The organism is Streptomyces nigra, from assembly GCF_003074055.1.
GTDB lineage: Bacteria > Actinomycetota > Actinomycetes > Streptomycetales > Streptomycetaceae > Streptomyces > Streptomyces nigra.
Window position 1 is genome coordinate 4,738,951 of the sequence record NZ_CP029043.1, and the last position, 19,556, is coordinate 4,758,506.

The window sequence follows — 19,556 nt, forward strand, 5'->3', positions numbered from 1 at the left end:
CCGTACGCCATCGACTGAGGCCGTACGGTCACGTAAGGCCGTACGGTCACGTAAGGCCGTAATAAGGCCGTACGTCACCAGCCCGTGAGCGGTGGAGTCGTCTCCGACGGCGGCTCCACCCAGGGCTGGGCGGTGATCGCCCACACCGTGAACGCCACCGCCGCCGCGCCCAGCAGCACCCACATCAGCAGGACGGCCGCCCGGTGCAGCCGCAGCAGCCGCTCGCCGCGCCGGACGATCTCCGGGTACAGCTCGGGCGGTACCGGCGGGGGCGGCGCGGCCTCCATGAGCCGGCGCGCGGCCGCCTCCCGCCGGACGCGGTTCACCGCGCCACCGCCTTGGCCCCCAGCACCCGGGGCGCGGTCTCGCGCGGCCGCTGCAGCAGCGTCTCCGTCGCGCGCGAGCAGATCGCCTCGATCCGCTCCCTGGGCAGTCCGAGCAGCGCCGCCGTCTGCTCCTCGGCGACCCCCTCGTACAGCCGCAGCACCAAGACCAGGCGTTCCCTCGCGGTGAGCCGGGCGAGCGGGCTGTCCGGATGGGGGCGGCTGCGGCCCAGCGCGCCGGGACCGCCGTAGCGGTGCCAGACCGAGCGCGCGAACCGGGTGGCCAGCTCCTGGCGGGCGACGCCGTACGGATCCTCGCCGCGCAGCCGGTCCCAGCACGCGTACGTGTGCGCGAGCGAAAGCGTCAGCAGGCGACGCGCGCGTGGATTGTCGTCCCGGGACTCGCCGGTGAGCAGGGTCGCGGTGTGCAGCAGCCGTCCGGCCGCGCCCGCGACGAACGCCTCGAACTCCTGGCCGCGGCGGGTGTCGCGGACCGTGTGTCGTCGTCCCACCGCCCCTCCCGCCTGACCGCGTGCCGAGGACCGGCCCCGCGGGCCGCACGGGACGTCGGCCGTGCGTCATCAGGGCCCGGTCTCATGGGAAGCCAGCGGCGGCCCGGTGGTCAAGAGCCGGGACCTGTCCTCCCGGCGGCACCCGCGCGTGAGGGCCCCGTCGGGGCTCCCCGTCAGGACGCGGCCGGCGCCTCGGGGCCGGTAGTGCCGGTCTGGGCCATCCGCGCCGACAGCGCGACGTTGAAGCGGGTGAGCAGCGAGCAGAACGCCTCGCGTTCCTCCGGCGCCCAGTCGTGCGTCAGCTCGGCCATCAACTGACGGCGCGAGGAGCGCACTTCCTCCAGCCGGGACTGCCCGCGCGGGGACAGCTGCAGCACGACCGCGCGCCCGTCCTCCGGGTGCGAGGTGCGCTTGACGAGACCCGTGTCGACCAGCGGGGCGACCTGCCGGGTGACCGTCGAGGAGTCGATCCCCATGCTCGCCGCGAGCGCCTTGACGCCCATGGGGCCCTCTTTGTCCAGGCGGTTGAGCAGCAGGTACGCGGCGCGGTCCATGGAGTTGCGCACCTGGCCGACACCACCGAGGCGGGTCTGTTCGGCACGGCGGGCGAACACCGCCACCTCGTGCTGCAGCGTGTCGAGGAGACCGCTGTCAGCGACGGTCGTCATGTCCATCGACATGTCAGGTGTTGTGGGCATGGCCGGAGGCTCACTTCATGAAGGGGTGCTGGGTTGGGGGACAGGGTACGCGGCTGGGACGCGGGGTGTACCGACGCTGCGCAATCCCGTCTCGCCGCTTGGTCACACCGCAAAGTAGCGCCTGTGAACTGGGAGACTGAGGACATGAACCACCGCACGCCCTACGCGCTGCCCCCGGTCACCCTCGACGACGTGCGCGGCGCCCAGAAGATGCTGAGCGGTGTGGCCCGGGTGACCGCGATGGAGGGCAGCAGGCATCTGTCGCAGCTGGTCGGCGCCCCGGTGCACCTCAAGTGCGAGAACCTCCAGCGGACCGGATCGTTCAAGCTGCGCGGCGCCTACGTCCGGATCGCCGGGCTGCTCCCCGAGGAGCGGGCCGCCGGGGTCGTGGCCGCGAGCGCCGGCAACCACGCGCAGGGCGTCGCCCTCGCGTCCTCGCTGCTCGGCGTGCGCTCCACGGTGTTCATGCCGAAGGGCGCCCCGCTGCCCAAGATCAGCGCCACCCGTGACTACGGCGCCGAGGTGCGCCTGCACGGCCAGGTGGTCGACGAGACGCTGGCCGCCGCGCAGGAGTACGCGGCCGAGACCGGCGCGGTGTTCATCCACCCCTTCGACCACCCCGACATCATCGCCGGGCAGGGCACGGTCGGCCTGGAGATCCTGGAGCAGTGCCCGGAGGTGCGCACCGTCGTCGTCGGCATCGGCGGGGGAGGGCTCGCGGCCGGGATCGCGATGGCGGTGAAGACGCTCCGCCCGGACGTACGGATCGTGGGCGTGCAGGCGGAGGGCGCGGCGGCCTACCCGCCCTCGCTGGCGGCCGGGCGTCCCGTCGCGGTCGAGCATCCGGCGACGATGGCGGACGGCATCAAGGTGGGCCGGCCCGGCGACGTGCCGTTCCGGATCATCGGCGATCTGGTGGACGAGGTCCGCACGGTCACCGAGGACGAGCTGGCCGCGGCACTGCTGCTGTGCCTGGAGCGGGCCAAGCTGGTCGTGGAGCCGGCCGGGGCGAGCCCGGTCGCGGCGCTGCTGAGCGACCCGGGCTCCTTCGAGGGTCCCGTCGTCGCCGTGCTGTCCGGCGGCAACGTCGACCCGGTGCTGCTCCAGCGGGTCCTGCGGCACGGCATGGCCGCGCAGGGCCGCTACCTGGCCGTACGGCTGCGGCTCACCGACCGGCCGGGGGCGCTCGCCTCGCTGCTCGGGGCGTTGTCAGTGGTGGACGCTAACGTCCTCGACGTGGGCCATGCCCGGACCGATCCACGGCTCGGGCTCACGGAGGCGGAGGTCGAACTGCACCTGGAGACCAAGGGGCGCGAGCACTGCGCCGAGGTCGGCGAGGCGCTGCGGGCGGCGGGCTACACCGTCATCGGCTGACCCGGTCGTCGGCCGTCTGCCACCGGCCATCGATCGCCGGCCGCCGGCGGTCCGGCACCGGTCGAACGCCCTCCGGTCCTCCCAGGTCACTCGTTCGGGAAACTCCATTGAGAGACGCGATACATCGCGTTATGGTGTGTCCCGTAATTCCGCCATCGTGCGGCATGAAAAGTGCAAACCTAGGCTTCTGCGAAGCTTCCCCGACGACGTGGAGATCCATATGCCAGGCGCGATCCATGCCGAAGGCCTGGTGAAAACCTTCGGTGACGTAAGGGCTCTGGACGGCGTCGACCTCGACGTCCCCGAGGGCACGGTCCTCGGTCTGCTCGGGCCGAACGGCGCGGGCAAGACGACGACGGTCCGCTGTCTGACGACCCTGCTGCGCCCCGACAGCGGCAAGGCGGTCGTCGCGGGCCTCGACGTCCTGCGGCAGCCCGACGCCGTACGCCGCTCCATCGGCCTGTCCGGCCAGTTCGCGGCGGTCGACGAGTACCTGACCGGCCGGGAGAACCTCCAGATGGTCGGGCAGCTGTACCAGATGAAGGCGCAGGCGGCGAAGGTCCGCGCGAACGAGCTGCTGGAGCAGTTCGACCTCGCCGACGCCGCAGACCGCACCGCCAAGACGTACTCGGGCGGTATGCGCCGCCGGCTCGACCTCGCGGCCGCCCTGGTGGTCTCCCCGCCCGTGATGTTCATGGACGAGCCGACCACCGGCCTCGACCCGCGCAACCGCCAGTTGCTCTGGGAGGTCATCAAGCGCCTGGTCTCCGGCGGTACGACGCTGCTGCTGACCACGCAGTACCTGGAGGAGGCCGACCACCTCGCGCACGAGATCGCCGGCGTCGACCACGGCCGGGTGATCGCCAAGGGCACCTCCGACGAGCTCAAGGCCCGCACCGGCGGTGAGCGCGTCGAGGTCGTCGTGCACGAGCGCGAGGCCATACAGCCCGCGTCCGAGGTGCTGCGCGGCTTCGGCAAGGGCGAGACCACCGTCGAGGACCACATGCGCAAGCTCACCGTGCCGGTGACCGGCGGCGCCAAGCTCCTCGCCGAGGTCATCCGCGAGCTCGACGCCCGCGGCATCGAGATCGACGACATCGGCCTGCGCCGCCCCACCCTCGACGACGTCTTCCTGTCCCTGACGGGCCACGCCGCCGAGGCCGAGACCGACGAGAGCGTCAAGGAGGAGACGGCGAAGTGAGCGCCATCAACGATTCCGCGGTCATCGCCCGCAGAAACCTGATCCGGATGGCCCGGATCCCCGAGATGCTGATCTTCGGGCTGATCCAGCCGATCATGTTCGTGGTGCTGTTCACCTATGTGTTCGGCGGCTCGATCCAGGTCGGCTCCTCCACCTCCACCCAGGCCTACCGCGAGTTCCTGATGGCCGGCATCTTCGCCCAGACGGTCACCTTCGCGACCGCCGGTGCGGGCGCCGGTATCGCGGACGACATGCACAAGGGCCTGATCGACCGCTTCCGCTCCCTGCCGATGGCGCGCGGCGCGGTCCTGACCGGCCGCACCCTCGCCGACCTGGTGCAGACCGCGCTCACCCTCGTCGTCCTCGCGGTCGTCGCCGTGATCGTCGGCTGGCGCACCCATGAGAACGCGGGCAAGGTGCTCGCCGGCTTCGGTCTGCTCCTGCTCCTCGGGTACGCGTTCTCGTGGATCGGCGCGCTGATCGGTCTGAGCGTGCGCACCCCGGAGGCGGCGACCTCGGGCGGTCTGATCTGGCTGTTCCCGCTGACGTTCATCTCGAACGCCTTCGTGGACGCCAACCAGATGCCGACCTTCCTGCGGCACATCGCCGAGTGGAACCCGTTCAGTGCCACCGTGCAGGCCTGCCGGGAGCTGTTCGGCAACCTGCCGCCGGGCTTCAAGGCACCCGACGCCTGGCCCATGCAGCACCCGGTGTGGGCCTCACTGATCTGGTCCGTGCTGATCATCGCGTTCTTCCGCACCCTGGCCGTGCGCAAGTACCGCTCCGCGACGGCGTGACCGGCTCCGGGCAGCGCCCCGGACACGGCGGAGCCCCCGGTGCCGATCGGCGCCGGGGGCTCTTGTGAAGGTGAAGGGGCCGGGTCAGCCGCTGTAGGGCTCGGCCTTGAGGATCCGTACGGACGCCTTCTTGCCGTTGGGCAGCTCGTACTCCGCGTCCTCGCCGACCTTGTGGCCGATCACGCCGGAGCCCAGCGGGGACTGCGGGGAGTACGTCTCGATGTCCGAGCTCGCGTACTCGCGGGAGGCCAGCAGGAAGGTCATCGTGTCGTCCTCGTCGCCGTCGAAGGCGATCGTCACGACCATCCCGGGCGCCACCGCGCCGTCCGCCGACGCCGGGGCCTCACCGACCTTCGCGTTCTCCAGGAGCTGGGTCAGCTGGCGCACGCGGAGCTCCTGCTTGCCCTGCTCCTCCTTGGCCGCGTGGTACCCGCCGTTCTCGCGCAGGTCCCCCTCCTCGCGCGCGGCCGCGATCTTGGCTGCGATCTCCGTGCGCGCAGGACCAGACAGGTACTCCAGCTCGGCCCTGAGCTGGTTGTACGCCTCCTGGGTCAGCCAGGTGACGTTCTCGCTGGTCTGGGTCACAGGTGCTCCTCGTCGGTACTGGGAATACAAAGCATCGCCCTACCCAGAAGAATGTTCCTTCACGGATGGGCGAAACCACGAGCCTAACAATTGGATGCCCGCAGGGGGAGGACATAAGCCACAGGATTTACATCACCGCAGGTCAGACCTGACCTATTCCGGGTGAATGCGGTCGGTGTCGAGCGCTTTCGCGCCGCTGTACCGGGGCGGTCAGCCGGCGTGGCAGCCGAGCAGCTCGGCCGTCGTCCCCCGGGCCGTCGTACGGAGCGTGACGACCTTGTCGATCCGGGTCTCGTCACCGTCGAACCGGAAGTCCGCCCGGCCCACCTCGGCGCCGCTCTCGGACTGCGAGCGCACCGTGCAGTAGCCGGTGGCGCCGGCGTCCTTGCGGACCTCCAGATGCACGTGCACCGCGTTCTCGGCGGCGTCGAACTCGATCACCTCGGCGCTGATCTTGTTCTGGCCGACGTAGTGGTAGCCGAAGTACCCCACCAGGGCCAGCAGCAGCACCCCGAGCACCCCGCCGACGACCCTGAGGGTGCGGTCGGCGCGCGCGTCCGAGGAACGGCCGTAACGGCCCTCGGGCGGTCGCGTGCTCACCGTACTCATGATCGTCCTCCCGGCCGGAGCGGAACGGATGTCCCGAAACAGGGCCTCCGGGCCGTACCCCGGAATTATCCGCCCCCCGATTCGGTCACTATAGAAGCCGCCGATCGCACCGGGGCACGCCGGGGCGCCGACTACGAGGATTGAGTCTTGACTGACCAGCTGCGACTGATGGCCGTCCACGCCCACCCCGACGACGAGTCGAGCAAGGGCGCGGCCACCATGGCGAAGTACGTGTCCGAGGGGGTGGACGTGCTGGTCGTGACCTGCACGGGCGGGGAGCGCGGCTCCATCCTCAACCCGAAGCTCCAGGGCGACCCGTACATCGAGGAGCACATCCACGAGGTGCGCAAGAAGGAGATGGACGAGGCCCGCCAGATCCTCGGCGTCAAGCAGGAGTGGCTCGGCTTCGTCGACTCCGGCCTGCCCGAGGGCGACCCGCTGCCCCCGCTCCCCGAGGGCTGCTTCGCCCTGGAGGACGTCGACAAGGCGGCCGGCGAGCTGGTGAAGCAGATCCGCTCGTTCCGCCCGCAGGTGATCACGACCTACGACGAGAACGGCGGCTACCCGCACCCCGACCACATCATGACCCACAAGATCTCGATGGTGGCCTTCGAGGGCGCGGCCGACACCGAGAAGTACCCGGAGGCCGAGTTCGGCCCCGCGTACCAGCCGCTGAAGCTCTACTACAACCAGGGCTTCAACCGCCCCCGCACCGAGACCCTGCACCAGGCCATGCTCGACCGCGGCCTGGAGTCGCCGTACGGGGACTGGCTCAAGCGCTGGGACGAGTTCGAGCGCACCGAGCGGACCCTCACCACGCACGTCCCGTGCGCGGAGTTCTATGAGATCCGCGACAAGGCGCTGATCGCCCACGCCACCCAGATCGACCCCGACGGCGGCTGGTTCCGCGTGCCGCTGGAGCTCCAGAAGGAGGTCTGGCCGACCGAGGAGTACGAGCTGGCGAAGTCGCTCGTCGCCACCTCCCTCCCCGAGGACGACCTCTTCGCAGGCATCCGGGACAATGCCTGACATGAGCGCAAGCGCAAGCCTGGCAATGACCCACCTCGCCACCCTCGCCAAGGAGGTGGACGAGGACAAGGTCACTCCCGGCGTCCTCGGTTTCATCGTCTTCGCGGTGATGGCCCTGGCGGTGTGGGCCCTGATGAAGTCGATGAACCGGCACATGGGCCGGGTCGAGTTCACGGAGGCCCCCGACCCGGAGGCCGACGCCGCCGACGGGGCGACGACGGGCGCGGACGGGCGCAAGCAGGGCTGACGCGACCACCCCGGCGGCCCCGTCAGCGCGGGGCCGCCGGAGCGACGCCCATGACCTCCCGCGCGGGGCGGTTCGGCACCATGCCGAGCCGCCATGCCTGCCATCCCGCCTCCAGCTCCACACCCCGCTCCAGCAGCAGCCGGTACGCCTCCAGGCACTCCGCCAGCCTGCCGTCCCGCAGCGGATGCCCCGCCCGAGCGAGCTGCGCCAGCTCCTCCAGCGCCACCGCCGTACCCACCTCCACGCCGCCCGGGGCCGCGTACGGCAGCAGCGTGCAGCGCAGGAAGCGCGCCCAGTCCTCCCCGCGCAGATCCCCGTAGGACGCGAACAGCGTCACCGCCTCGTCGCACAGGTCCAGCGCCTGCCCGGTCCGGGCGTTCCCGCCGTCCACCACGGCCAGCTCCAGACACGTCCACGCCTCCCCGTGCGCGACACCGATGCGCTGGAAGTCGGCGCGCGCGTCGACCAGGAGCTGCCGGGCGAAGCCGGAGTTGCGCAGCGAGCCCGTCTGCACCGCCCGCTGGTCGCGGGTCACCCGCGCCGAGTGGTGCCGGGCGCACGCCAGGCCGTACACGTCCCGCATCCGGGAGAACATCGTGCGCGACCGCTCCAGCTCCCGCACCGCCCGGTCCAGGTCGCCGGTCTCCTCCAGGGCCTGCCCCAGGTAGTACACGGACCACGCCTCGCCGCGCGCGTCCTCGTTGTCCCGGTGCCGGGCCGCCGCCTGCCGCAGCCCCTCCACCGCGGGCGCCGGGTCACCGGCCACCAGCCGCGCCCGCGCCAGCTGCGTCAGCGCCCACGCCTCGCCGCGCGCGTCCCGCGTCCGCCCGTACAGCTCGAGAGCCGCCCGCAGATCCGCCTCGGCCCGCGGCACGTCCCCGCTCCGCAGCTCCAGCTGGCCCAGCTGGAAGTGCGCCCACGCCTCACCGTGCAGGGACTCCCCGGCCCGGTGCAGCGCCAGCGACCGAGTCAGCAGCGCCCGGGACTCCGCGACCCGGCCCCGGTCCCGCTCCACGGCCGCCAGCGCGTGCATCGTCCACGCCCGGTCCGTCGCCAGCGCGGGCGCCGCCTGCAGGTCCAGCGCCTCCCGCAGCCGCGCCGCCGCCTCCGTGAGATTGCCCTGGTGGTGCAGCGTGATCCCCAGCGAGCACAGGGCGCGCGCCGCGCCCGCGTCGTGATGGGCCTCCCGGTAGAGGTCCACCACCGACGCCAGGGTCGCCCGCGCCTTGTCCAGCTCGCCGAGCTGCCGGGCCGCGATGCCCGTGCGCCACTGCACCGAGCGCACCAGCAGCCCCTGGTCCACGGCCTGCGCCAGCTCGCTGATCTCACCGAGGCGGTACAGGTCGCCGCGCAGCAGGCAGTAGTCGCACAGCGCACCCAGCAGATTCAGCACCGGTCCCTGGTCGACGCCCTCCGCGTGCCGCAGCGCCGCCGTGATGAAGCTCGACTCCTCGTCCAGCCACCGCAGCGCCTCGTCCGGCGAGGCGAAGCCGTGCGGGCTGAACCGGTCCGAGCGGGTCGACACGTTGCCGTCCACCAGCCGCAGCACCGAGTCCGCCAGATCGGCGTAGCTCGTGATCAGCCGCTCCTGCGCCGCCGTACGCTCCGCCGGGTCCTCCTCGTCGAGGAGCCGGGCGTGGGCGAAGGCCCGCACCACGTCGTGCAGCCGGTAGCGGTCGCCGCGCACATGGTCGATCAGACCGGCGTCCGCCAGCCCCGCCAGCAGTCGGCCCGCCTCCGCCCGGTCCGTGGCCAGCAGCGCCGCCGCGGCGGCCGCCCCCAGCGACGCGCGGCCCGCCAGCGCCAGCCGGCGCAGCAGCCGCCGGCCCGCCTCGCCCTGGTCGGTGTACCGCAGCCACAGCACCCGCTCACCCGGCCCCACCGGCCCGTACGCCCCCAGGTCGCCCGCCAGCGCCCGCGGCGATCTCGGACCCAGCGACGAACCCGCGATCCGCAGCGCCAGCGGAAGCCCGCCGCACAGCTCACGGATCCGGTCCGCGGCCTGCGCGTCGTACGGCCCCGAGGCGTCCCGCGCGGCCGCCGCCAGCAGCTCCTCGGAACCGGCCGCGTCCAGCGGCTCCACCGGCAGCCGGTGCACCCGCGCCGCAAGGCCCGCCGGCAGCTCCAGCGGCTCCCGGGCCGTCACCAGGACCAGGCTGTCGGACCGCTCCGGCACCAGCGCGGCGACCTGCTCCGCGTCCCGGGCGTCGTCCAGGATCACCGTGACCGGCACCCCGGCCAGATGCTGGTGGTACAGCTCGCCCAGCCGTTTGACCTGCTGCCCGGCCGACGCGCGCTCCCGGAACAACAACTGCTCGCGCGGGGCGCCCAGCCGGTTGAGCAGATGCAGCAGCGCCTCCCGGGTGGTCAGCGGCGGCTCCTCCGGGCTGTCCCCGCGCAGATCCACCACGCACGCCCCCCGGAACTGGTCCTTCAGCTCATGGGCCGCCCGCACCGCCAGCGCGGTACGGCCGCTGCCCGGCGGCCCGTGCAGCACGACCACCGTCGGCCGGGTCTCCGTGCTCGCCCGCCCCGCCTGCACCCACTGCCGGATCCCGGCCAGTTCCCGCCGCCGGCCCGCGAACGGCTCCGCCGGGTCCGGCAGCTGCCCGAACGACTGCGCCAGCACCCCGCGGCCGCGCGCCGCCGCGCTCTTGTCCGCCCCCTTCAGCCGGGGCGCAGGCCCGCCCGCCGCGCCCAGCACCCGCTGCTGGTCCAGGAACGGACGGATGCCCCGCACCTCCAGGGCCGTCAGCCACTGCAGACGCAACTGCTCGGGCCCGCCCGGCTGCCCCGCCGCCCCGGCCCGGTGATGCGCCGCGGGCAGATGGGCGCCCGCCACCTTCGCCACCGCGGCCGCCGCGCCGATCACGCCCACCGTCGCGCCCACGCCGAGCGCGGTGCCCGCCCCGGTGCCGAGCGCCAGATCCGACACGGTCGCCGCGAGCGCCGCGACCGCGGCCACCATCAGCGGCGTGGCCCCGCCCTCCTGCGCGAACCGCCGGCCGAACGTGAGCCGCCCGGCCTCCGACTCGTCCAGCGCCCGGGTGTACGCCTCGTACTCCTCGGCCGCCGTCTGCGCCAGGGCGTCCAGCGAAGCGCGGGCCCGCGCCGACAGCACCCGCCCGTCCACCCGCCCGCCCGAACGCCGGACCTCCTCCTCCACGGCCCGGCCCAGCAGCCGTTCCGCCTCTGCCCGGTGACTGTCCCGCATGGCATGTCCCCCTCCGGCGGCAACTCCAGCGCCTACGAGTGTCCTTCGCCACCGGCGCTAGCGCGAGAGGGCGGCGATCACCGCACCCGCAATGACCTGCGATCGCCCGAGCGCCCGTATGACGGCCGGACGGATGCCCGAGTCGCGCGGCGACAGGCGGACGCGCGGGCCGTCCCGGGACCGGCCGGGGGAGGTGGGGCAGGATGGGGACATGCCGAACCGACTGGCCCACGAGACGTCCCCCTACCTGCTCCAGCACGCCGACAACCCGGTGGACTGGTGGCCCTGGTCGGAAGAGGCCTTCGAGGAGGCCCGCAGAAGCGACCGCCCGGTCCTGCTCAGCGTCGGATACAGCAGCTGCCACTGGTGCCACGTCATGGCGCACGAGTCCTTCGAGGACGAGGCGACGGCCGACTTCCTCAACACCCACTTCGTCAACGTCAAGGTGGACCGCGAGGAGCGCCCCGACGTCGACGCCGTCTACATGGAGGCCGTGCAGGCGGCCACCGGCCAGGGCGGCTGGCCCATGACGGTGTTCCTCACCCCCGAGGCCGAGCCGTTCTACTTCGGCACGTACTTCCCGCCCGCGCCGAGGCACGGCATGCCGTCCTTCCGGCAGGTGCTGGAAGGCGTCCGCAGCGCGTGGACCGACCGGCGCGACGAGGTCGCCGAGGTCGCCGGGAAGATCGTCCGAGATCTGGCCGGACGGGAGATCTCCTACGGCGGCACCGAGGCCCCCGGCGAACAGGAACTGGCGCAGGCCCTGCTCGGCCTCACCCGGGAGTACGACCCCCAGCGCGGCGGATTCGGCGGCGCGCCCAAGTTCCCGGCGTCCATGGTGATCGAGTTCCTGCTGCGCCACCACGCGCGCACCGGTGCCGAGGGCGCGCTGCAGATGGCGCAGGACACCTGTGAGCGGATGGCCCGGGGCGGTATCTACGACCAGCTCGGCGGCGGATTCGCGCGCTACTCCGTGGACCGGGACTGGGTGGTACCGCACTTCGAGAAGATGCTCTATGACAACGCCCTGCTGTGCCGGGTCTACGCGCACCTGTGGCGGGCCACCGGGTCGGACCTCGCGCGGCGGGTGGCGCTGGAGACCGCCGACTTCATGGTGCGCGAACTGCGCACGGAGCAGGGCGGGTTCGCCTCCGCGCTCGACGCCGACAGCGACGACGGGACCGGCCGGCACGTCGAGGGCGCGTACTACGTGTGGACGCCCGAGCAGTTGCGCGAGGCGCTCGGGGACGACGACGCCGAACTCGCCGCCCGGTACTTCGGGGTGACCCAGGAGGGCACCTTCGAGGAGGGCGCCTCGGTGCTGCAACTCCCGCAGCGCGACGAGGTGTTCGACGCCGAGAGGGTCGCTTCGGTGCGTGCCCGGTTGCTGGAGCGGAGGGCGGCGCGGCCCGCGCCGGGCCGGGACGACAAGGTCGTCGCCGCGTGGAACGGCCTCGCGATCGCCGCGCTGGCCGAGACCGGCGCCTACTTCGAACGCCCGGACCTGGTGGAGGCCGCGGTCGGCGCCGCCGATCTGCTGGTGCGCGTGCACTTCGACGACCAGGCGCGGCTGACCCGGACCAGCAAGGACGGCAAGGCGGGGGCCAACGCGGGTGTGCTGGAGGACTACGGCGATGTCGCCGAGGGCTTCCTGGCGCTGGCCTCCGTCACCGGGGAAGGGGTCTGGCTGGACTTCGCCGGGTTCCTGCTGGACCACGTGCTGGCCCGGTTCGTGGACGAGGAGTCGGGCGCGCTGTTCGACACGGCGGCGGACGCGGAGCGGCTGATCCGGCGGCCCCAGGACCCGACGGACAACGCGGTGCCGTCCGGGTGGAGCGCGGCGGCCGGGGCGTTGCTCGGGTACGCGGCGCACACCGGGTCCGAGCCCCATCGCCGGGCCGCCGAGCGGGCGTTGGGCGTGGTGAAGGCGCTCGGCCCGCGCGTGCCGCGGTTCATCGGGTGGGGGCTCGCGGTGGCGGAGGCGCTGCTCGACGGGCCGCGCGAGGTCGCCGTCGTCGGTCCGTCGCTGTCCGACGAGGCGACAAAGACCCTGCATCGCACGGCACTTCTGGGCACGGCGCCGGGCGCGGTCGTCGCCGTCGGTGCTGCGGAGAGTGGCGAGTTCCCGCTGCTCGCCGACCGCCCGTTGCAGCAGGGGGCGCCGGCCGCCTATGTCTGCCGTAACTTCACCTGTGACGCCCCGACGACCGACCCGGAGCGGCTGCGGGAGGCGCTGAGCAGCTGAAACAGGGGTCGTATCGCGGCAGTTACGCGGGTGGCGCTCGAATTGTTCACTCTCGCCTCCGGTTGTGAGGAAACGCGCTCTTCATCGAAAGCACCTGCGAACTTCACACATCCCTCCTAATCTCTGCACAGTGCCGCGACCGGTGTGAAACGCCGTCGCGACAGGGGGCATTGGGGATCTGGGGGGATCTGTTGCTGACGTCTGTCTTCATAGCCGTCGTCTCGCTGGCCTTGTTCTGGATGGCGGCTTTCACCCTGTGGTGGCAGATGCACGCGTGGCGTACGCCCGAAGTGCTCGCCTCCACCCGGTTCAGCAGACCGGACGGGGACGACCATGTGTCGTTCTCCCTGCTGCTGCCGGCACGGCATGAACAGGCCGTGCTGGACCACACCATCCAGCGGCTGCTGGAGTCGACCCACACCGACTTCGAGATCATCGTGATCGTCGGGCACGACGACCCGGAGACCACCGAGGTGGCCGAGCGGGCCGCCGCGCGTGATCCACGGGTCCGTGTCGTCGTCGACACGCACGAGAAGAAGAACAAGCCGAAGGCGATGAACACCGCGCTGCCGCACTGCCGCGGTGATGTCGTCGGGGTCTTCGACGCCGAGGACCAGGTGCACCCGGAGCTGCTGGCCCACGTGGACCACGCGTTCCGCACCACCGGGGCGGACGTCGTCCAGGGCGGCGTCCAGCTGATCAACTTCCACTCCAGCTGGTACAGCCTGCGCAACTGCCTGGAGTACTTCTTCTGGTTCCGCTCGCGGCTGCACCTGCACGCGCAGAAAGGGTTCATCCCGCTCGGCGGCAACACGGTCTTCGTCCGCACCGACGTGTTGCGCGAGGCCGGCGGCTGGGACCCGGACTGCCTCGCCGAGGACTGCGACCTGGGGGTCCGGCTCTCCAGCATCGGCAAGAAGGTCGTCGTCGCCTACGACTCCGACATGGTCACCCGCGAGGAGACACCCGGCAGCCTGATGTCGCTGCTGAAGCAGCGCACCCGCTGGAACCAGGGCTTCCTCCAGGTCTACCGGAAGAAGGACTGGAAGCAACTGCCCACGTTCGGGCAACGGCTGCTCGCGCGCTACACGCTGATGACGCCGTTCATGCAGGCGTTCACCGGGCTCGTCATCCCGCTGAACATCGCGATCGCGGTGTTCCTCGACGTGCCCGTGAGCATCGCGTTCATCACCTTCCTGCCGGCCGTCACCGCGCTCGTCACCTTCGTGTTCGAGATCGTCGGACTGCACGACTTCGGCCGCCAGTACGGGCTGCGCGTGCGCTTCGTCCACTACGTGAAGCTCGTCGTGGGCGGCCCCTTCTACCAGGTGCTCCTCGCCGGGGCCGCCGTCCGCGCCGTCTGGCGCGAGCAGCGCGGCCGCAACGACTGGGAGCTGACCAGCCACGTCGGCGCGCATCTCGACGCCGCCGACGCGACCCGTGACCTCCGAGAGGACGTCCACGCGTGACCTCCACCCTTCCCGCGGCGACCACTCCGAAGGTCCCCGCGCAGCGCCGGCCTGCGCCCACGACCCGTCCGACCGGCCGAACAGGGCCGTCCCGGCTGCGTTCCTCCCGGTCCGACCTGCTCCTGTGCGGTGTCCTCCTGGTGGCGATCCTCGTCGTCCAGGGCTGGAACATCGCCGACTACCCGACTCTCAGCGACGACGAGGGCACCTATCTCGCCCAGGCCTGGGCGGTCCAGGAGGGTCGCGGCCTCGCCCACTACACGTACTGGTACGACCATCCGCCGCTCGGCTGGATCCAGATAGCCCTGCTGACCTGGATCCCGGCCGCGCTGAGCCCCGAGTCGATGACCGTCGGCACGATGCGGGCGGCGATGCTCGTCGTCAGCGCGGTCAGCGCGGTGCTGGTCTACGTCCTCGGGCGGCGGCTGTCGCTGCCGCGCTGGGCGGCCGGACTCGGCATGGTGCTGTTCGGCCTGTCGCCGCTGTCGGTGGTGCTCCAGCGGGAGATCTTCCTCGACAACCTCGCGGTGATGTGGACGCTGCTGGCGTTCGCGCTGGCGGCCTCGCCGAGCCGGCATCTGTGGCACCACTTCGGGGCGGGCATCGCGGCCGCCACCGCCGTGCTCACCAAGGAGACGATGCTCTTCGTGCTCCCGGCGGTGCTGATCACCATGTGGCGGCACAGCCACCGCGACACCCGGAAGTTCGCCCTCACCGGCGCGATCACCGCGTGCGCCCTGATCGGTCTGTCCTACCCGCTGTTCGCCCTGCTGAAGGGCGAGTTGCTGCCGGGCAGCGGGCATGTCTCGCTGTGGGACGGCATCACCTACCAGATGACCCGGCCCGGTTCGGGCTTCATCCTCGACGAGGGCTCGGGCTCCTGGGGCGTGCTGCAGTCGTGGCTCTACTACGACCGGGTCCTCATCGTGGGCGGTCTCGCCGGCGCCCTGCTGCTCCTGGTGACCTGGCGCTGGTCGGTCACCGCCCGCGCGCTGGCCGGGCCTTCGGCCGCCGTGGTGATCCTCGCCCTGGTCGCCCTGCGCCCGAACGGCTATCTGCCGGCGATGTACGTCATCCAGGCGCTGCCGTTCCTCGCCCTGGTCCTGGCCGGCGGTACGGCGTCCGTGGCGCACGCCGTGCTGCGGCGCCGGCGCTCGGAGAGCGAGCCCCGCCCCCTCACCGGCGGCCGGTACGCCCTGGCGGCGGTGCTGACGATCGCGGCCGGCGCCTATGTCGTCCCGCGCTGGTACGACGGCGACCGCACGGCCGTCACCGCCGACGCCAACGCCCCCTACCAAGCGGCCTCGAAGTGGCTGGCCACCGAGGTGGAGGACCCGGCGGACACCCGCGTCCTGGTCGACGACGCGCTGTGGCTCGACCTGGTGCACGCCGGGTACGAACCGGGCCGGGGCGTCATCTGGTTCTACAAGGCCGACCTCGACCCGGCCGTCACGAAGACGATGCCGCGCGGCTGGAAGGACCTCGACTACGTCGTGGCGTCCCCGACGGTCCGGCGTGACGCCGTCGACCTGCCCAACGTCAAGGCGGCCATCGAGCACTCCGAGCCGGTCGCCGTGTTCGGCGAGGGCGAGGACCGTATCGAGATCCGCCAGATCCAGACTTCCGCCGGAGGCGTTCGATGACCCACGAGTACACCGTCCCCGGCGGGCTGGACGATCCGGCCGTCGAGACCACCGAGGTCCCTGAGCCGGGAGCCGTCACCATCGTCGTCCCGACGTTCAACGAGTCGGCGAACGTTCGGCAGTTGCTGCACCAGATCACCGAGTCCGTGCCGGCCCGGCTGCCCTGCGAGGTCGTCTTCGTGGACGACTCCACCGACGACACCCCGCAGGTCATCGAGGAGGCCGCCCAGGACTGCCCGTTCCCCGTCACCGTCCTCCACCGCGACGAGCCCGTCGGCGGCCTCGGCGGAGCGGTCGTCGAGGGCATGAAGGCGGCCGGCTCGGACTGGATCGTGGTCATGGACGGCGACTGCCAGCACCCGCCGTCCCTGGTCCCGGAACTGGTGGCCACCGGCGAACGCGCCAACGCCGGACTCGTCGTCGCCTCCCGGTACATCAAGGGCGGCAGCCGGGCCGGGCTCGCCGGCAGCTACCGGGTCGCCGTCTCCCGGGGCGCGACCTGGCTGACCAAGGCCCTGTTCCCGCGTCGGCTGCACGGCATCAGCGACCCAATGAGCGGCTTCTTCGCGATCCGGCGCAGCGACATCACCGCCGAGGCCCTCAAGCCGCTCGGCTACAAGATCCTGCTGGAGCTGGCGGTCCGCAGCCGCCCGCGGGCGGTCACCGAGGTGCCGTTCGTGTTCCAGGAGCGGTTCGCGGGGGAGTCCAAGTCCACGGCGGCGGAGGGGCGCCGCTTCCTGCGGCACCTGGCCGGGCTGCGCACGGCCGACCCGCTGGCCCGCATGGTGGTGTTCGGCCTGATCGGGCTGACCGGCTTCGTGCCGAACCTGGCCGCGCTGTGGGCGATGACCCAGGCGGGGCTGCACTATCTGCCCGCCGAGATCATCGCCAACCAGTTCGGCGTGGCCTGGAACTTCCTGCTGATCGAGAAGCTGCTGTTCCGGGAGCGGCGCGTCCACCGGCACTGGGCCGACCGCACGATCCGGTTCGCGCTGCTCGCCAACGCCGATCTGGTGCTGCGCATCCCGCTGATCGCCCTGCTCGTCGGCCAGTTCGGGCTCGCGGTGCTGCCCGCGACGGCACTGGCCCTGGTCATCACCTTCGTCCTGCGCTTCGCCGGTACCGAGGCGCTGGTCTATCTGCCCCGCAGGAGCCGCAGCCGCACAGCAAGGAGTACTGCATGAGATCCAGAACCAGAACGGCCCTGCTGGCCGTCATGGGCCTCACCGGAGGACTGCTCCTCACCACGCCCCAGCCCGCGTCCGCCGCCAACCTCGTGAAGAACCCGGGCTTCGAGACCGCGGGCGGCGATGACATGCCGTACTGCTGGGAGAAGTCCGGGTGGGGCGACAACGACTTCGCCTTCGAGACGGTGGCCGACGCGCACTCCGGTTCCAAGGCGATGAAGGTGACGCTGACCCGCCGGACCGAGGGCGACCGCAAGGCGCTCATCACCGAGTCCGCCGAGTGCGCGCCGGTCGTCACGGTGGGCAAGCAGTACGACCTGGGGCTCTGGTACAAGTCGACGACCCCGGACACCTCGATCACCCTGTTCCGGCACGACACGACCGCGGGCTGGCAGTACTGGACGGACCTGAAGACGCTTCAGACGGCGGCGGGCTGGACCGAGGCGACGGTCCGCACCCCCGAGGTGCCGGCCGGCACCGACCGGATCGCGTGGGGCGTCTCCGTCTACGGCACCGGCTCGGTCACCACCGACGACTACACGATGGACCAGGTCGCCGAGCCCGTGCCGGACCCGGAGTGCACGGGTACCGCCGAGGAGTGCGCGGACGGCCGCTGGGACGTGCTGCCCACCCAGAACCCGGTCCGCTCCATGCACTCCGTCGTCCTCAACAACGGCAAGGTGCTGCTGATCGCCGGGTCCGGCAACAGCGAGGAGATGTTCGAGGCGGGCACGTTCACCAGCGCGGTCTACGACCCGGAGAACGGCACGTACCAGCAGATCCCGACGCCCAAGGACATGTTCTGCGCCGGGCACGTCCAGCTGAAGGACGGCCGGGTGCTCGTGATGAGCGGCAACAAGGGCTATCCGTCGGCCGACGGCACGATCGGCTACCAGGGCTACAAGGACTCGTACGTCTTCGACCCGGTCACCGAGACCTACAGCAAGACCAACGACATGAACGACGGGCACTGGTACCCGTCGGCGACGATTCTCGGCAACGGCGACGTGATCTCCTTCGGCGGCCTCAAGGAGGACTCCACCGGCTCGGTGACGGCCGAGCTGTGGTCGGACGCCGAGCAGAAGTGGCTGGAGCTCTGGAAGGTCAACCAGACCTGGTCGTACTGGGGCCTGTACCCGTCGATGATCCTCATGCAGGACGGCCGGCTCTTCTACTCCGGCAGCCATGTCTTCGGCAACAACATCCCGGGCACCGGCGCGGCGATCTACGACTACGACGCCAACACCGTCACCCAGGTCCCCGGCCTGCGGCGCAAGGACGAGCGCGACCAGTCCGCGAGCGTGCTGCTGCCACCCGCCCAGGACCAGAAGGTCCTCACCCTCGGCGGCGGCAACATCGACTCCAACCCCGACGCCAACCGCCTCACCGACGTCATCGACCTGAAGCAGCCGAACCCTTCGTACGTCGCCGGGCCGCCGCTCCCGCAGGGCACCGTCGACCTGGGCGCGGGCAAGGTCCCGCAGACCGGTGACCAGGGCAAGATGTACGTCTCCGCGGTGCTGCTGCCCGACGGCAAGGTGCTGGAGACCGGAGGCGCCCTGCACAACCGGGCCGACCCGGTGTACGAGTCGTCGCTCTACGACCCGGCGACCGGCACCTTCGACCCGGTGGCGGCCGACCCGGAGGCGCGCGGCTACCACTCCTCGGCTTTCCTGCTGCCCGACGGCCGGGTCATGGCGACCGGCGACAACCCGGGCAACGGCTCCTGGAACCACGACGTGTCGATCTACACCCCGCCCTATCTGCTCAAGGGCGAACGCCCGGCGATCACCTCGGTGATCGACACCGAGTGGAGCTACGGCGACACCCAGCGGATCACCGTCGACCGGCCCATCGCCAAGGCGGAGCTGATCCGTCCGGCCGCCGTCACCCACTCCTCCGACCCCAACCAGCGGTTCGTCGACCTGCCGCTGTCGGTGGACGGGAACAACGTCGACCTGAACGTGACGAGCAACCCCGACCTGGCGCCGCCCGGCTGGTACATGCTCTTCGCGGTGGACGCCAACGGGGTGCCGTCGGTGGCGAAGTGGGTGCACCTGGACGGCCCGCGGGCGCTGAGCGCCAAGGACGCCTCGGCGCACGTCCACGCCTTCGCCGACGAGCTCGAGGGCAAGGTCACGCGCCCGGGCAAGAAGCGCACGGCGCAGAAGGTCGGCCCGGCCGTCTCCGGCTGCGACCGGCACTACGGCTCCGCCAATGTCTGTGTGCCGACGGACTTCCCGCCGGCCGTGAAGGCGACGACGAAGGCCCGCTGCGACTGGCTGAAGGCCAACGACTACGGCCGGCTGAAGGTCAACGGCAAGGACGACCCGCTCCGCCTCGACCCCAACCGGGACGGCGTGGCCTGCGGAAAGGGTGATGTGAAGAGCAGGCGCTAGCAGTCGGCTCGGTGAGGGCGAAGC

Annotated in this window: 16 protein-coding genes; 10 read left to right on the forward strand and 6 right to left on the reverse strand. The window is 71.7% G+C overall.

The features are described 5' to 3' along the window. Positions 1 to 74: 74 nt before the first annotated feature. The 3 genes from DC008_RS22100 to DC008_RS22110 all read right to left on the reverse strand — a co-directional run bounded on the left by DC008_RS22100 (position 75) and on the right by DC008_RS22110 (position 1,515). On the reverse strand, positions 75 to 326 hold the full coding sequence (locus tag DC008_RS22100) for a hypothetical protein (RefSeq protein WP_108708437.1): 252 nt from the start codon (positions 324 to 326) through the stop codon (positions 75 to 77). Beyond that, positions 323 to 835, reverse strand: a complete 513-nt coding sequence (locus DC008_RS22105) for a sigma factor-like helix-turn-helix DNA-binding protein (protein ID WP_208645946.1) — start codon at positions 833 to 835, stop codon at positions 323 to 325. Before DC008_RS22105 ends, DC008_RS22100 begins: the two co-directional genes overlap by 4 nt. 173 nt (positions 836 to 1,008) lie before the next feature. Continuing rightward, positions 1,009 to 1,515 (reverse strand): MarR family winged helix-turn-helix transcriptional regulator, encoded by a 507-nt coding sequence (locus DC008_RS22110; RefSeq protein WP_108708438.1) that lies wholly within the window; start codon positions 1,513 to 1,515, stop codon positions 1,009 to 1,011. Positions 1,516 to 1,677: 162 nt separating this feature from the next. Here DC008_RS22110 and ilvA point away from each other — a divergent pair, with 162 nt between their 5' ends. The 3 genes from ilvA (at position 1,678) to DC008_RS22125 (ending at position 4,905) form a co-directional block, all read left to right on the forward strand. Beyond that, on the forward strand, positions 1,678 to 2,907 hold the full coding sequence (ilvA, locus tag DC008_RS22115; RefSeq protein WP_108708439.1) for a threonine ammonia-lyase: 1,230 nt from the start codon (positions 1,678 to 1,680) through the stop codon (positions 2,905 to 2,907). 220 nt (positions 2,908 to 3,127) lie between these two features. Continuing rightward, a complete protein-coding gene (locus DC008_RS22120) occupies positions 3,128 to 4,108 on the forward strand; it encodes an ATP-binding cassette domain-containing protein (RefSeq protein ID WP_108708440.1) in 981 nt (326 codons plus the stop codon). A gap of 47 nt (positions 4,109 to 4,155) precedes the next feature. Continuing rightward, complete coding sequence (locus tag DC008_RS22125) at positions 4,156 to 4,905, forward strand: ABC transporter permease (protein ID WP_234350842.1); 750 nt, start codon at positions 4,156 to 4,158, stop codon at positions 4,903 to 4,905. 84 nt (positions 4,906 to 4,989) lie between these two features. Here DC008_RS22125 and greA read toward each other — a convergent pair whose 3' ends face one another. Continuing rightward, complete coding sequence (gene greA, locus DC008_RS22130) at positions 4,990 to 5,490, reverse strand: transcription elongation factor GreA (protein WP_108708441.1); 501 nt, start codon at positions 5,488 to 5,490, stop codon at positions 4,990 to 4,992. A 210-nt stretch (positions 5,491 to 5,700) separates the two neighbouring features. Beyond that, positions 5,701 to 6,099, reverse strand: coding sequence for a DUF4307 domain-containing protein (locus DC008_RS22135; RefSeq protein ID WP_108708442.1), 399 nt, complete (start codon positions 6,097 to 6,099; stop codon positions 5,701 to 5,703). 168 nt (positions 6,100 to 6,267) lie between these two features. On the opposite strand from DC008_RS22135, the gene mca reads away from it, so the two are divergent. Together mca and DC008_RS22145 are read left to right on the forward strand one after the other, a co-directional pair. Next, positions 6,268 to 7,128, forward strand: a complete 861-nt coding sequence (gene mca / locus DC008_RS22140) for a mycothiol conjugate amidase Mca (protein WP_164492461.1) — start codon at positions 6,268 to 6,270, stop codon at positions 7,126 to 7,128. Then, positions 7,121 to 7,375, forward strand: a complete 255-nt coding sequence (locus DC008_RS22145) for a hypothetical protein (protein ID WP_055621743.1) — start codon at positions 7,121 to 7,123, stop codon at positions 7,373 to 7,375. The genes mca and DC008_RS22145 overlap by 8 nt, the downstream gene beginning before the upstream one ends. 22 nt (positions 7,376 to 7,397) lie before the next feature. On the opposite strand, the gene DC008_RS22150 is transcribed toward DC008_RS22145, so the two are convergent. Further along, positions 7,398 to 10,589, reverse strand: coding sequence for a tetratricopeptide repeat protein (locus DC008_RS22150; RefSeq protein ID WP_108708444.1), 3,192 nt, complete (start codon positions 10,587 to 10,589; stop codon positions 7,398 to 7,400). A 211-nt stretch (positions 10,590 to 10,800) separates the two neighbouring features. Here DC008_RS22150 and DC008_RS22155 point away from each other — a divergent pair, with 211 nt between their 5' ends. The 5 genes from DC008_RS22155 (at position 10,801) to DC008_RS22175 (ending at position 19,532) form a co-directional block, all read left to right on the forward strand. Beyond that, entirely contained in the window at positions 10,801 to 12,834 is a 2,034-nt protein-coding gene (locus DC008_RS22155; protein WP_108708445.1) for a thioredoxin domain-containing protein, read from the forward strand. 191 nt (positions 12,835 to 13,025) lie between these two features. Next, the gene (locus tag DC008_RS22160; protein WP_108708446.1) at positions 13,026 to 14,303 is read left to right on the forward strand and encodes a glycosyltransferase; all 1,278 of its coding nucleotides are present in this window, start codon (positions 13,026 to 13,028) and stop codon (positions 14,301 to 14,303) included. Further along, positions 14,300 to 15,946 (forward strand): ArnT family glycosyltransferase, encoded by a 1,647-nt coding sequence (locus tag DC008_RS22165; RefSeq protein ID WP_108708447.1) that lies wholly within the window; start codon positions 14,300 to 14,302, stop codon positions 15,944 to 15,946. The genes DC008_RS22160 and DC008_RS22165 overlap by 4 nt, the downstream gene beginning before the upstream one ends. Beyond that, entirely contained in the window at positions 15,943 to 17,130 is a 1,188-nt protein-coding gene (locus DC008_RS22170; protein WP_108708448.1) for a glycosyltransferase, read from the forward strand. Before DC008_RS22165 ends, DC008_RS22170 begins: the two co-directional genes overlap by 4 nt. After that, a complete protein-coding gene (locus DC008_RS22175) occupies positions 17,127 to 19,532 on the forward strand; it encodes a galactose oxidase early set domain-containing protein (RefSeq protein ID WP_108708449.1) in 2,406 nt (801 codons plus the stop codon). The genes DC008_RS22170 and DC008_RS22175 overlap by 4 nt, the downstream gene beginning before the upstream one ends. Positions 19,533 to 19,556 lie beyond the last annotated feature (24 nt).

Excerpts from the sequence above, each read along its gene's own strand:
- DC008_RS22110 (WP_108708438.1), bottom strand. The coding sequence starts at position 1,515 with ATGTCGATGGACATGACGACCGTCGCTGACAGCGGTCTCCTCGACACG.
- ilvA (WP_108708439.1), top strand. The coding sequence starts at position 1,678 with ATGAACCACCGCACGCCCTACGCGCTGCCCCCGGTCACCCTCGACGAC.
- DC008_RS22120 (WP_108708440.1), top strand. The coding sequence starts at position 3,128 with ATGCCAGGCGCGATCCATGCCGAAGGCCTGGTGAAAACCTTCGGTGAC.
- DC008_RS22125 (WP_234350842.1), top strand. The coding sequence starts at position 4,156 with ATGGCCCGGATCCCCGAGATGCTGATCTTCGGGCTGATCCAGCCGATC.
- DC008_RS22135 (WP_108708442.1), bottom strand. The coding sequence starts at position 6,099 with ATGAGTACGGTGAGCACGCGACCGCCCGAGGGCCGTTACGGCCGTTCC.
- mca (WP_164492461.1), top strand. The coding sequence starts at position 6,268 with ATGGCCGTCCACGCCCACCCCGACGACGAGTCGAGCAAGGGCGCGGCC.
- DC008_RS22145 (WP_055621743.1), top strand. The coding sequence starts at position 7,121 with ATGCCTGACATGAGCGCAAGCGCAAGCCTGGCAATGACCCACCTCGCC.
- DC008_RS22150 (WP_108708444.1), bottom strand. The coding sequence starts at position 10,589 with ATGCGGGACAGTCACCGGGCAGAGGCGGAACGGCTGCTGGGCCGGGCC.
- DC008_RS22155 (WP_108708445.1), top strand. The coding sequence starts at position 10,801 with ATGCCGAACCGACTGGCCCACGAGACGTCCCCCTACCTGCTCCAGCAC.
- DC008_RS22170 (WP_108708448.1), top strand. The coding sequence starts at position 15,943 with ATGACCCACGAGTACACCGTCCCCGGCGGGCTGGACGATCCGGCCGTC.
- DC008_RS22175 (WP_108708449.1), top strand. The coding sequence starts at position 17,127 with ATGAGATCCAGAACCAGAACGGCCCTGCTGGCCGTCATGGGCCTCACC.